The following is a 12,850-nucleotide window of genomic DNA, read 5'->3' as shown; positions in this document are numbered from 1 at the left end:
AACACACACTGGCGGAGGGCCGAAAATGTCACAGAGCGCGTTATTGATCATCGATGTCCAGCAATCATTCCAGCACCGTCCATTCTGGCAGGAGGACGATCTGCCGGCGTTTCAACAGGCGCTGACCCGCCTGATCGCAGGCTGCCGACAGCGCGGCGCGGCCCTGGTCGACGTGCTGCACGTCTCGCCGCAGGGGCCGTTCTCACTGGCTTCAGGCCATGTGCAGCGCCTGCCGTTCCTCACCCACCAGGCGGATATCACCGTGCACAAGCATGTGCACAATGCGCTGACCGAATCCGGCCTCGACGCCTGGCTGCGCGAGCGGGACATCAACCACCTGATCGTCTCCGGCATCCGCACCGAGCAGTGCTGCGAAACCACCACCCGGGTGGCGTCCGATCTCGGTTATCGGGTGACTTTCGTCACCGAGGCGACGTTAACCTTCCCGATGCGCCATCCCGACGGTGAAATCTTTACCCCCGCGCAGTTGAAGCGGCATACTGAAACCGTACTGGTCGATCGTTTCGCCCGCATCGCCAGCGTGGATGAGGCGCTGGCGCAACTCGCACAGGAGTAATCATGTCGCAGGCCGTCTATTTTCTGCTGTTGCCCAACGTACTGTCGCTGGACGTCAGCGGCCCGGCGGAAACCCTGCGCCTCGCCGGGCAGTTCACCCTGCGTTATCTCAGCCCGGCGCCGCAGGTCGTCTGTTCCATCGGCATGACGCTGAGCGGCCTGCAGCCGTTGCCCGAACGCCTGGAAGACGGCGCCATCCTGGTGCTGCCGGGCGTCGGCGATTCGCAGCGCTATTTCGCCGGAGAGGAGGCCGGGCAGGCGCGCCGCTGGCTGGCGACGCTGCGGCCCGATCTGCAGCGGCAGCGCATCACCCTGGTGTGCATCTGTTCCGGCGCGCTGCTGGCGGCGCAGGCCGGGCTGCTCGACGGCTATCAGTGCACCACCCACCACGACGTTATCGAGCGTATCCGCCGGCAGGCGCCGGCGGCGCAGGTGAAAGAGAACCGCATCTTCGTCGAAGATCGCGGCGTCTACACCAGCGCGGGCATCACCACCGGCATCGATTTGGCGCTGCACCTGGTCCACCGCCACTGCGGCTCCGGCCGGGCGCGCGACGTCGCACGCGACATGGTGGTCTATTTCCGCCGCGCCGGCGACGATCCGCAGCTGTCGCCCTGGCTGCGTTACCGCAACCACCTGCACCCGGCGGTGCACCGCGCGCAGGACGTGATGGCCGCCGAGCCGGAAGCCGACTGGTCGGTGCTGCAGGTGGCGGAGAAGGCGCACGTCAGCAGCCGCCATTTGGCGCGGCTGTTTCGCAGCCATGTCGGCATCAGCGTACGGGAATATCATGAGCAGCTACGGTTGGCGGTGGCGCAACAGCGCCTGCAACAAGGGTATGGGTTGGAGAAGGCCGCGCTGGCGGCCGGTTTTTCTTCCGGGCGGCAGCTGCGCCGCGCTCAGCAGCGCCAGCGCTCGCCGCTATGACACCAGCCGGCGGGTATCCAGCCGCTGCAGGCCGACAGACAGCAGCAGGCTGCCCCCCAGCGCCACACCGAACACCCAGAAGATATCCAGCAGCGGGTGGCCGGTGAAATCCAGGTGCCGATTGCGCATCACGTTGACGATAAGGGCGTGAAAACCGTAAATCGCCAGCGAATGGCGGGAAAATACGCTCAGCCAGCCGATCGGCTGCGGCAGACAGTGTTTCACCCACACCAGCAGCGCCACCGCCGCCATAAACACCAGCGGGCCGCTGTAGATGTAGTAGATATCGGCGAAGTTGCCGTTGATGAACAGCTGATGTTTGGTGCCGCGTGCGATCAGCGCCACGCACAGCGCAAATCCCAACGCCGCCAACCAGCCCACGGCGCGCCCGCGCGCCTCCATCATGCCAATCGCCCGTCCGGCCAACGCATACAGCAGGTAGTAGAAGGTATCGCCGTAGATATACAGGTTAACCGGCAGCAGATGCGCGTTGCCGAAGGTCAGCTTGTCGGTATTCGGGTTGGCGATCGCCGCCAACACCACCAGCGCGGCGGCCAGGTAGCGGCGCGACACCGGTTTGACGCTGATCAGCGGCGACAGCAGGTAAATCACCGCGATAGCGTAGAAAAACCACAGATGATAGAACACCGGCTTTTGCAACATGCCGCGCAGCGACGGCCAGAAACCGATCTTAGTGAAAGCCGCGATGTAGATCAGCGCAATGGCGCTGTAGAACAGAATGCAGCAGACGATGCGGGTGAAATGCCGGCGGCCGGCGCTCTTTTCGCCGAAGAACAGGTAGCCGGAAATCATAAAGAACAGTGGCACCGATACGCGCGACAGCGAGTTCAGCACGTTGGCGATGTCCCAGTTGTGCAACCCTATCGCCGCGCCGTTGGTGACGTAATAGGTGGTGGCGTGGATCATCACCACCATCATGCACGCCATCGCCCGCAGGTTGTCTATCCAGCCGATTTTCTCGCTCAAACGCTCGCCCGATCTTGTGTCATATTGATATGTTAAGAAGAGGTTATCGGGCACGGCGTTCGGCGACAACCCAAAAGCGAAATATCAGAATGTACTTAAACAACACCTTATGATTGCGAAGGTGAACAATTGGCGGCAAAATAGCCGCCATAACTCGCTCAGTTTGCGCTTCCCGCCCTGGCAGTTCCTTTTTCTCTTTTACTATCAGTACAATAATATGAAAACGACATTACCACCTGCGGCACGTTTGGGCCGACAGGCGCTTTTATTCCCTCTTTGTCTGGTGCTGTTCGAGTTCGCCACCTATATCGGCAACGATATGATTCAGCCGGGCATGCTGGCCGTCGTGGCGGATTTCAACGCCGGCGAAGAGTGGGTGCCTACCTCGATGACCGCCTATCTGGCCGGCGGCATCTTCCTGCAGTGGCTGCTCGGGCCGCTGTCGGATCGCCGCGGCCGTCGCCCGGTGATGCTGGCCGGGGTGGCGTTCTTTATCGTCTCCTGCCTGGCGATCCTGCTGGTCACCACCATCGAGCAGTTCATCGCCATGCGTTTCCTGCAGGGCATCGGCCTGTGCTTTATCGGCGCGGTCGGCTACGCCACCATCCAGGAGTCGTTTGAAGAATCGGTGTGCATCAAAATCACCGCCCTGATGGCCAACGTGGCGCTGATCGCCCCGCTGCTCGGGCCGCTGGCCGGCGCGGCGCTGATCCACGTCGCGCCGTGGCAGAGCATGTTCGTGCTGTTTGCGGCGCTGGCGGCCATCGCCTTCTACGGCCTGTGGAAAGCCATGCCGGAAACCGCCACGCTGCAGGGCGAGGCGTTTTCCGCCGCCAATCTGTGGCGTGACTACCGCCAGGTGCTGGGCAACCGCCGCTTCCTGTGCGGCGCGCTGGCGATCGGTTTCGCCAGCCTGCCGCTGCTGGCCTGGATCGCCCAGTCACCGGTGATCCTGATCAGCGGGGAGTCGCTGTCGACCCTGGACTACGGCCTGCTGCAAATCCCGGTGTTCGGCGCGCTGATCCTCGGCAACCTGACGCTGGCGCGCCTGACCGGCAAGAACAGCGTGGAGCGCCTGATCAAGCTGGGCGCAGGCCCGATGCTGCTGGGGCTGCTGATCGCCGCGCTGGCAACCCAGTTCTCCAGCCACGCCTACCTGTGGATGACCGCCGGCCTGAGCCTGTACGCTTTCGGCATCGGCCTCGCCAACGCCGGGCTGTACCGCCTGACGCTGTTCTCCAGCAACGTCAGCAAAGGCACCGTGTCGGCCACTATGGGCATGCTGAGCATGATGGTATTCACCGTCGGCATCGAGCTGGCCAAGGTCGCCTACGTCTGGGGCGGCAGCGGGCTGTTCAACCTGTTCAACCTCATCAGCGGCCTGTGCTGGCTGACGCTGGTGGCGCTGTTCCTCGGCAAACGCCGCAACGGCGACCCCACACCGCAGCCGACCGGCGCGGTGTAAACGCGACGATAAAACGCCGGTCCGGTTTCCCGACCGGCGTTTTTTTATGCGGCCTCAGCCGAGCAGCTCCCACAGCGCATACCCCGCTCCCACTACCGCCACCCCCAACAACAGCAACGCCGACAGGACAGAGATCGCCCGCCGCGCGCGCTGCAGCGCCGTTCCCGACAGCAGGGTGATATAGGCCAGCAAGATGGCGAAATCAGCCAGCACCCACAGCGCGGTCAGCAGCGTCAGGCTGGCGCCGACCGAAGGGGTGACGGCGATAAACTGCGGAAAAAAGGCGACGAAGAAGATGATGTCCTTGGGATTGGCGATGCCTACCAGAAAACCGTACGCGATCGCCGAGCGTTTTTGCGACGGTGCAACGGGCTGCGCATCGGGGGTTCGTGCGGATAAATCCTCATACAGCGAGGCGATCGCCATGCGGCCGATAAACAGGCAGCCCAGCAGGCCTATCCACTGCAGCAAGCGCATATCCACCGCGAACAGCCCAGTGACAACCAGCGCGGCAATACCGATCAGCAACAAAGAGGCCCCATTGCTGCCCAGCGCGGTCAACAGCGCGCGCCGGGCGCCAAAGCGCGCCGCGGTGTTGGCGACCATCATCACCACCGGCCCTGGCGTGGCGATCAGCAAGAAAATGGCGGCGAAATACGCCGCCAGCAACGACAGGTTCATCTTTATTTCACTCACATTCAGGCGGTTGGCGTCGGATCATTATGATGCCGTAGCCCCCGCCTTGAAAAAGGAGTAATCCTGTCGTTTACTGTGAGCCAGACTCATTCTTAGAGACGCCGCGATGGCCAGTTCCCTTCCGCCGCTTTACGCCCTGCGCGCTTTCGAGAGCGCCGCCCGCACCGGCTCGTTCACGCTGGCCGCCGACGAGCTGCATCTCACCCCCAGCGCCGTCAGCAAGCACATCAAAACGCTGGAGCAGCACTTCGGCTGTCGGCTGTTCCAGCGCAACGGCCCACGCATCGAGGTCACCCCGCAGGGAAAAATCTTCGCCGCCGAGCTGCAGCAAGGGTTTGGCCGCATCGAACAAGCCTGCGAGCTGTTCAGAAGCCACCGCGATCTGCTGCGGATGAAGGCGCCCTCCACCCTGACCCTACGCTGGCTGCTGGACTGCCTGAGCCGATTCCGGCAAACGGCGCAGGCGTTCGAGGTGCAGGCAGCCAGCGTGTGGATGGACATCGACAGCGTGGATTTTTTCAGCGAACCCTACGACTGCGCCATCCTGCTCGGCAACGGCCATTTCGGCGCCCACACCGCCGCCGCCAAGCTGTTCGACGAATGGCTGATCCCAATTTGCGCCCCCGCGCTGCTCGCCGACGGGCAGCGCGATCTCGCCACCTGCCCGCTGATCCATCCTTCGCCCGATCGGCGCGACTGGCGGCGCTGGCTGCAAAAAAGCGGCATCGCAGCCCCGATCGATCTCACACGTGGCCAGGTATTTGATTCACTGGAACAGGGCAACGCGGCGGCCATCGCCGGGCACGGCGTTTCGATCGGCGATCTGGCGCTGAGCCTGCGGACGATTGAGGAGGGGTTATTGGCGCTGCCTTGTGACGTCGCCGTACGTACCGGCGACGGTTACTATCTGGTTTGGCCGGAAGAATCGGCAAAACGGCCGCTGATCGAACGTTTACAGGCGTTTCTCACCGCCCAAACGCCCGACATCAGCCGGGCCGCCGTCAGGTTTATCGGGTAGGGGACTCGCTACCGAACAGCCCGCCGTCGCGCAGCAGATGCTCGTTGCCCTTGCGGCGGGTAAAGCCGCTGCGATCGAAGAACTCCAGCACCTGGATCGCCAGCTTGCGGCCGACGCCGAGCCGATCGCGGAAGTCGGCGGCGTTGGCGCCCCCGCGCTCCGCATCCAGCTCGCGGATCAGCGCCGCGAACTGATCGATGCGCCGGCTGAGGTAGTAGCGATCCACCACCACCGCCGTCACATGGCCCAGCTGAGCCGCCTTGCGCAGCAGCGCCCGTACCCGGCTCTCTTCCTCGCCCAGTTCGCTCGCCAGATCGCGCACCCACCACGGCTCGTCGCCGAACAGCGGTTCGATGCGCGCCCACAGCGGCGCCTCGTCGGCGCTGAACGCCAGGCCGTGTTCCGGCAAGTGCAGCCAGCCGCGCGTATTGCGCAGCGCGCCGGCCTTCAGCAGCCGATCGATCATCATAAACACCAGCGCTTCCGGCTGCTGAGGCAGCGCCATGCGCCGCAGGCGGGCGCGTCCTAAGCCCAGCTGATCGGCGTGCTGTTGGTGATACTCCGCCAGCACCTGCAGCAGGCGGCTTTCCGCCTGTTGCACCTGATCCTGCGCCAGAGCCCGGTCACCGACGATCAGCAGATCGCGGTTCGCCAACAGTGCCGCCAGGCCGTCGTCGGTCAACTGACGCGCCCAGGCGAACGCCGCCAGAGACAGCGCGCCCTGCGGCAACTCAAGCGCCAGCGCCCGCACGTCGTCTTGCGCCTGCGCCAAGGCCTGCAGCCATGCCAGATAGTCCGGCTGACGCTTGCCGCGCTTGGGCGCATTCAGCCTGAGCACCCGGGCCGCGCCCAGCGTTTGCCGCGCGCCGATATCGCGCAGCACCAGCCGATCGTTTTCCGCCAGCCACAGCGGGCGATCGAGGATCAGTTCCGCCAGTCCGTCGTTCAGCAGCGAAATGCGCCCGGTGATGTGGCTGGCGGCATGGTGCAGATGCAGCGGCTGCCAATGGCGGATCGGCCGATCCGTCTCAAGCGCCACCAGAATGCGTTCCGCCGCCTCCGGCGGGCGCTGCGCCAGCAGCCAATCGCCGCGCGCGATCCGATCTTTATCGACATCGCCGCTGATGTTAAGCGCGATGCGTTGCCCGGCCTGCGCCTGTTCCACGGTTTGATTCTGGGCATGCAGGCCGCGCACCCGCACCGGCGCGTCGGCGCCGGTCAGCCACAGCGTATCCCCCACCTTCACCCGGCCGCCGAGCGCGGTGCCGGTCACCACCAGCCCCGCCCCTTTGACGCTGAACGCACGGTCTACCGCCAGGCGAAAACGGCGCGTCAGCGCGTGCTCGCCGGGCGACAGCGCCAGCAAATGCGCGCGCAGCGCCTCGATGCCCTCTCCCGCCGCCGCCGCGGTGACAAACAGCGGCGCATCGGGCCAGCCCTGGCGCGCCAGCTCATCACGCACTTGGCGGCGTACCTCGTCAACACGCGCCGCCTCCACCCGGTCGGCCTTGGTCAGCGCCACCGTCAGCGCCGGGCGCCCGCTCAGGCGCAGGATCGCCAGATGCTCGCGGGTCTGCGCCATCACGCCATCATCGCAGGCCACCACCAGTAGCGCATGGTCAATGCCGCCGACGCCCGCCAGCATATTGGCGAGGAATTTCTCGTGGCCGGGCACGTCGATAAAGCCCAGTACCCGGCCGTCCGGCTGCGGCCAGTAGGCGTAGCCCAGATCGATGGTCATGCCGCGGCGCTTCTCTTCCGGCAGGCGATCCGCATTGATCCCGGAGATCGCCTGCAGCAGGGTGGTTTTGCCATGATCGACATGGCCGGCGGTGGCGATGATCATGATGCGCTCAACGCGTCGATCAGCGCCCCTTCCTGTTCCAGACAGCGCAGATCCAGCCACAGCCGGCCGTCGCCGAGGCGGCCGATCACCGGCTGCGGCAGGCGGCGCCAGCGCTCAGCCAACGCTTCCAGCGTGGCGCCGCGGCCGTCGCGCGGCGTGAAGGTCAGCGCATAGCTGGGCAGGCGATCCACCGGCAGCGAACCGCTGCCAATCTGCGACCAGCACGGTTCGGCGCGCAGATCGAAATCGGCGGTAAACCGTGGCGTCAGCGCCGTCAGCAGCCGCTCGGCCGCCTGTTGCATCTCCTGCTGCGGGCGGGTCAGCAGCCGCAGCGTCGGCAGCTGCTCAGCCAGTTTTTCCGGCTGCAGATAGAGCCGCAGCGTGGCCTCCAGGGCCGCCAGCGTCAGCTTGCCGACGCGCAGCGCGCGCTTGAGCGGGTGCTGCTGCAGGCGCGCGATCAGCGCCTTCTTGCCGACGATGATGCCGGCCTGCGGGCCACCCAGCAGCTTATCGCCGGAGAACGTCACCAGATCGACGCCGGCGGCCAGCAGCCGCTGCGGCATCGGTTCGGCGGGCAGGCCGTACTGCGCCATATCGATCAGTGAGCCGCTGCCCAGATCGGTGGCGGTCGGCACGCCCTGTTCGGCCCCGAGCTGCGCCAGTTCAGCCTCGTCGACCGCCGCGGTAAAGCCCTGAATGCTGTAGTTGCTGGTGTGCACTTTCATCAACAGGCCAGTCTGCTCGCTGATGGCCTGGCGGTAATCTTTCAGATGGGTGCGGTTGGTGGTGCCGACTTCCACCAATTGGCAGCCGGCCTGACGCATCACGTCGGGAATGCGAAACGCGCCGCCGATTTCCACCAGCTCGCCGCGCGACACCACTACCTCTTTGCCGGGGGCGATCGCCGCCAACATCAGCAATACCGCCGCCGCGTTGTTATTGACGATGCAGGCGTCTTCCGCGCCCGTCAGCCGGCACAGCAGACTCGCCACCGCCCGATCGCGATGGCCGCGCCCGGCGCCGTCCAAATCGTACTCCAGCGTCACCGCCTCCCCCATCACCGCGCTCACCGCATCCTGCACCGGCTGCGCCAGCAGGGCGCGCCCGAGGTTGGTGTGCAGCACGGTGCCGCTGAGGTTGAACACCGGCAATAACGCCGGGCGTTGCTGCCGGGCCAGCTCGGCCCGCAGCGCCTGCGGCCAGTCGCCGCACCAGGCCGGTAAACGTTGCTGCTGTTTTATCGCGTCGCGCGCCTCGGCCTGCAGCCGGCGCAGCAGTTCGCCGATCAGCGTCTGGCCATGCTGAGCCACCAGCGGTTCAATCGCGGGTTCACGCAGCAGACGGTCGATGGCGGGCAGTTGACTGTAAAGAAGGTGGGATTCAGTGCTCATGGTCGCTCGGTTTTCAATTTAGACGTATCGGCATAGCAAAACCCCGCCGCGGCGGGGAGAAAAGAACGTTCAGGGCGGTGCCGTGCGGGCGAAACTTTCGCGGGCGAACAGGCGTTCGGCCAGCTTGACCAGCGCCGGACGTTGGACGCACCAGTTGGGCAGAATGTGGCGGAAATTGAGGTAGCCCAACGCGCAGCCGGTGGCGATATCCGCCAGCGTCAGCCGCTCGGCATTGAGCCACGTTTTTTCCTGCGCCAGCGCCTCCAATGCGTCCAGGCCCTGCGTCAGCTTGTCACGCTGGCGCAGCATCCAGTTTTCGTCCTGCTTTTCCGGCGCGCGCCGGCTTTCGCGGAACAGCGTCGCCGCCGCTTCAGTCACGCCGTCCGCCAGTGCCGCCACCCGGCGGACGCGCAGCGCGGTGGCGCGATCGGCCGGCAAAAACGCCGGCTCCACCGTCAGCAGTTCGAGGTATTCGGCCACGATCGGCGAGTCGTAAAACACCTCGCCATCATCAGCGATCAGCACCGGTACTTTGCCGAGCGGGTTCAGCTCCTTCACCCGGCTGCCGGGCTCATACGGCGGATCGTTGACGAATTCAAACGCGATCCCCTTCTCCAGCAGCATCACGGAAATCTTGCGCACAAAGGGGCTGGTGTAACTGCCGATAAGCTTCATCCGGTCTCCTCCGCTTCGTCCTGGCCGCGGCGCAATGCCCTTACTTCACCGCCAGAGTATCGATAATCCGCTGCACCAGCGCCTGATGCACTTCCGGCGTTTTGGCCGGCGACAGCATTTGCAGCGTCACTACTCGCTTGTTGAACACCGTCAACACCAGGGTGGAAACCACCTTTTGCCCGTTGACGGTCTGCTCGGTATCCACCCGGCGAAACTTCTGTTTGCCGACGGTGAAGTTCTCTTCTTTGGTGGTCTGGATATTCTGATAGCGCTCGGCCAGCACCGTAATGGCGCTCTGCGTCAGCTCTTTCAGCATTTTGTCGCTGGTATTGATCTTCATGCCGTCCGGCGGGATCACTTCGGACGAAACCGCGCTCTGGCGCGACTTGCCGTCGAGGAAGCGCTGGATGGTGGAGGTGCTGTCATTAACGATGCCGCTGTTCAGCGTTTGATCGCTAAAGCCCGGCGGCAACTCGAAGGTGATCTTGCCCTTCTGCAGCGACACGTTCAGCCCCGGCGGCGCGGGCGGGGTTTCTACCGGCGCAGGCGGCGGTGGCGCGGGCTGCGTCACGGTCGGCTTGGTGTCCGGTGGCGGCACCGCCGGTTTGGTGTCGTCCTTGTTGTCGCAGGCCGCCAGTCCGATCGCCAGCACGGCGACCGCGGTCAGTTTTGCCAGGGTGTTTAACATCGTGGTTCCTTTCGCTTGGCGCGTCATGGCCTAAACGTAGCAACTCGCCCGGGCGAATGCCAGAAGCCCGTTCTTAAATTGCGGGTCCGGCCCCGCGCGAACGGGGCCGGGCGGTTACTCCGCCGGGAACAGGAACGGATTGATGCTGCTGCGGCCGAAGCCTTCCTCTTCCATGCGGGCGTCCAGCACCAGCGAAGCCAGATCGTCAGCCACCGCTTCGACCTGCGGGTCTTTTTCCTGATAGAGGATCTTCAGGTAAGTGCCGCAGTCGCCGCAGCTTTCCGCCTTCACCGCCGCCTGCTCGCTGTCCAGCGACCAGTAGTTGAGATCGCGGGTCTGCTCGCAGTTGCTGCACTTCACCCGCACCACGTGCCATTCGCTTTCGCACAGGTTGCAGTGCAGGTAGCGCAGGCCGTTAACGGTGCCGATATGCACCATGCTGGAAACCGGGATGCTGCCGCACACCGGGCAGAACTGGCGCTGCTCGCCGTATTCGGCGCGCGCCTTGCCGGGGATCAGGCTGGCCATCTGCGCCCAATAGAGCGACAGCGCGGCCCAGAGGAACGGCGCCTTCTCGCTGCCCACCTTGCCGAACTCGCGGTTGAGCAAGGCGTCGGCCATCAGCTCCAGCTCGTGCGCCGAGGCCTTCTCCAGGTTGTCCAGCACCGCCAGAATGTGCTCCGGCGCCTGCGGACGCAGCTCGGCGATCAGCGACGTCAGCAGCTTGCGCCAGTGCTCGCTGCGCGGGAACACGCTCAGATCGAGCGGCGGTTTGCCGCTGGCGGCGCCCTGCGCCAACGCTTCGCTCAGATCGAGCGCCAGCGGATTATCGTGCAGCGCATGCTGCTGCGCCTGCGCCAGTTCGGCGGCGAAGTTAAGGTAGTCGCCCAGCGGGTTGTCGACCGCCAGCTGACGCAGACGGTCGGCGCGGCGGCTGTACAGGCTTTTCAGGTTGGCGAAAAGTAACGGCGGGATGTTCTCCGCCGTTGTGGACTTCTCACGCTGTGCCCCTAACTGCTCTTTAGGAACGATGCGGATACTCATCAGGGTTTATCTTCCTGTCGTTTCTCGCGGACCTCACGGTACCAGCGCGGATGATGTTTCTTGGCCCAGGCCGCCGGCACCCAGCCTTCCACCATCGCGGTAATGGTGCCTTTTACCCACAATGCGGCGTAAATGTGCACCATAATCACGATGATAAGGCCGACCGCGGCCAGCGAATGCACCAGCAGCGCGATGCGGATCAGCGGGATGGAGAACGACGGCGCAAAATACGGCCGCCAGATCACCACGCCACTGGCCAGCAGCAGCACCAGGCTGATAATCGCCGCCCAGAACACGCACTTCTGGCCGAAATTATAGCGCCCAGTGTCACCCACTTCCTCGTTCATGGCGATTTTGTGGATGTTCTTGGCCCAGACGATATCTTCCCGGTTGATCAGGTTATGCTTCCAGTAGCGCAGGAACATCAGCAGGAACGCGGCAAACATGATCACCCCGACAAACGGGTGCAGAATGCGCGCCAGCTGCGGCGTCCCGAAGATGTTCATCAGCCAGTTGAAGGAGGGGAAGAAGAACCCCAGCCCGCTGATGGCGGCGAACACGAAGCAAAATGCCACGATCCAGTGGTTGATGCGCTCCGGTGCGCTGTAACGCTGAATGGGCTTTTCCTTTCTCATTTGCGCGTCTCCTCGTCATGCGACTCGTCGTGCTCATCCTCATCGTCGACGCGGTTAGGCCCGACGCCGACATAGTGGAACACGCTGGCCGCGAAGGTGGCGGCAAAACCGATGGCCGCCAGGGGTTTCCACACGCCCTTCCAGAAGGTCACCGCCGGGCTGATGCTCGGGTTGTCCGGCAAACCGTGGTACAGCTGCGGTTTGTCGGCGTGGTGCAACACGTACATCACGTGCGTGCCGCCCACCCCCGCCGGATCGTACAGACCGGCGTTCTGGTAGCCGCGGGTGTTCAGCTCGCTGACGCGATCCGCCGCCACCTGCTTCATCGCTTCCTTGGTACCGAAGTGAATGGCGCCGGTCGGGCAGGTTTTCACGCAGGCCGGTTCCTGGCCGACGTCCACGCGGTCGACGCACAGGGTGCACTTGTACACCCGGTTGTCGTCCTTGTTCATGCGCGGCACGTCGAACGGGCAGCCGGCGATGCAGTAGCCGCAGCCGATGCAGTGCTCGGATTGGAAGTCGACGATGCCGTTGGCGTACTGAATGATCGCGCCTTCCGACGGACAGGCCTTCAGGCAGCCCGGATCGGCGCAGTGCATGCAGCCATCCTTGCGGATCAGCCATTCCAGCTTGCCGTTTTCCTCCACCTCGGAGAAGCGCATCACCGTCCACGACTTGGCGGTCAGATCGGCGGGGTTATCGTACACCCCGACGTTGTGCCCCACTTCGTCGCGGATGTCGTTCCATTCGGAACAGGCCACCTGACAGGCCTTGCAGCCGATACAGGTGGTGACATCGATCAGTTTGGCCACTTCTTCCTGGTGGTCACGGGCGCGCGGCGCCGGCGTGAAGCCATTGGTGGCGGATTTACGAATGATGTCTTGAGATTGCATGGCCATAAT

At 64.3% G+C, this 12,850-nt stretch carries 13 protein-coding genes; 4 read left to right on the top strand and 9 right to left on the bottom strand.

Annotated elements, in window-relative coordinates; translation table 11 throughout:
- Positions 1 to 25 precede the first annotated feature (25 nt).
- Positions 26 to 577 carry an isochorismatase family protein gene (locus BVU99_RS22415; protein ID WP_060448350.1) on the top strand — a complete coding sequence of 184 codons (552 nt, stop codon included), beginning with the start codon at positions 26 to 28 and terminating at the stop codon, positions 575 to 577.
- A 2-nt stretch (positions 578 to 579) separates the two neighbouring features.
- On the top strand, positions 580 to 1,503 hold the full coding sequence (locus BVU99_RS22410; RefSeq protein ID WP_099816913.1) for a helix-turn-helix domain-containing protein: 924 nt from the start codon (positions 580 to 582) through the stop codon (positions 1,501 to 1,503).
- Here BVU99_RS22410 and BVU99_RS22405 read toward each other — a convergent pair.
- On the bottom strand, positions 1,498 to 2,490 hold the full coding sequence (locus tag BVU99_RS22405) for an acyltransferase (RefSeq protein WP_099816912.1): 993 nt from the start codon (positions 2,488 to 2,490) through the stop codon (positions 1,498 to 1,500). The genes BVU99_RS22410 and BVU99_RS22405 overlap by 6 nt on opposite strands.
- A gap of 217 nt (positions 2,491 to 2,707) precedes the next feature.
- Here BVU99_RS22405 and BVU99_RS22400 point away from each other — a divergent pair, with 217 nt between their 5' ends.
- Positions 2,708 to 3,955 (top strand): MFS transporter, encoded by a 1,248-nt coding sequence (locus BVU99_RS22400; protein ID WP_049204735.1) that lies wholly within the window; start codon positions 2,708 to 2,710, stop codon positions 3,953 to 3,955.
- Positions 3,956 to 4,009: 54 nt separating this feature from the next.
- Here the strand turns inward: BVU99_RS22400 and BVU99_RS22395 are convergent, their stop codons facing one another.
- The gene (locus BVU99_RS22395; protein ID WP_060448344.1) at positions 4,010 to 4,636 is read right to left on the bottom strand and encodes a LysE family translocator; all 627 of its coding nucleotides are present in this window, start codon (positions 4,634 to 4,636) and stop codon (positions 4,010 to 4,012) included.
- A gap of 121 nt (positions 4,637 to 4,757) precedes the next feature.
- Here BVU99_RS22395 and BVU99_RS22390 point away from each other — a divergent pair, with 121 nt between their 5' ends.
- Positions 4,758 to 5,669 (top strand): LysR family transcriptional regulator, encoded by a 912-nt coding sequence (locus BVU99_RS22390; protein WP_099816911.1) that lies wholly within the window; start codon positions 4,758 to 4,760, stop codon positions 5,667 to 5,669.
- Here the strand turns inward: BVU99_RS22390 and selB are convergent.
- The 7 genes from selB to fdxH all read right to left on the bottom strand — a co-directional run bounded on the left by selB (position 5,659) and on the right by fdxH (position 12,847).
- Positions 5,659 to 7,515: a selenocysteine-specific translation elongation factor gene (selB, locus tag BVU99_RS22385; protein WP_049295029.1), complete on the bottom strand. Its 1,857-nt coding sequence runs from the start codon at positions 7,513 to 7,515 to the stop codon at positions 5,659 to 5,661. The genes BVU99_RS22390 and selB overlap by 11 nt on opposite strands.
- A complete protein-coding gene (gene selA, locus BVU99_RS22380; RefSeq protein ID WP_099816910.1) occupies positions 7,512 to 8,906 on the bottom strand; it encodes an L-seryl-tRNA(Sec) selenium transferase in 1,395 nt (464 codons plus the stop codon). Before selA ends, selB begins: the two co-directional genes overlap by 4 nt.
- Positions 8,907 to 8,975: 69 nt before the next feature.
- On the bottom strand, positions 8,976 to 9,581 hold the full coding sequence (locus BVU99_RS22375) for a glutathione S-transferase (RefSeq protein ID WP_025304792.1): 606 nt from the start codon (positions 9,579 to 9,581) through the stop codon (positions 8,976 to 8,978).
- Positions 9,582 to 9,621: 40 nt separating this feature from the next.
- Positions 9,622 to 10,269, bottom strand: a complete 648-nt coding sequence (locus BVU99_RS22370; RefSeq protein WP_025304791.1) for a DcrB-related protein — start codon at positions 10,267 to 10,269, stop codon at positions 9,622 to 9,624.
- A gap of 114 nt (positions 10,270 to 10,383) precedes the next feature.
- Positions 10,384 to 11,313, bottom strand: coding sequence for a formate dehydrogenase accessory protein FdhE (gene fdhE / locus BVU99_RS22365; RefSeq protein ID WP_025304790.1), 930 nt, complete (start codon positions 11,311 to 11,313; stop codon positions 10,384 to 10,386).
- Complete coding sequence (gene fdoI, locus BVU99_RS22360) at positions 11,313 to 11,948, bottom strand: formate dehydrogenase cytochrome b556 subunit (protein ID WP_004934017.1); 636 nt, start codon at positions 11,946 to 11,948, stop codon at positions 11,313 to 11,315. Before fdoI ends, fdhE begins: the two co-directional genes overlap by 1 nt.
- Positions 11,945 to 12,847 carry a formate dehydrogenase subunit beta gene (fdxH, locus tag BVU99_RS22355; RefSeq protein WP_033649532.1) on the bottom strand — a complete coding sequence of 301 codons (903 nt, stop codon included), beginning with the start codon at positions 12,845 to 12,847 and terminating at the stop codon, positions 11,945 to 11,947. The genes fdoI and fdxH overlap by 4 nt, the downstream gene beginning before the upstream one ends.
- Positions 12,848 to 12,850: the final 3 nt, after the last annotated feature.

Source organism: Serratia sp. OLAL2, assembly GCF_002752475.1.
Taxonomy (GTDB): domain Bacteria; phylum Pseudomonadota; class Gammaproteobacteria; order Enterobacterales; family Enterobacteriaceae; genus Serratia; species Serratia bockelmannii.
Note: the sequence above shows the minus strand (reverse complement) of the source record. Positions and strands in the feature narration are given on the sequence as shown.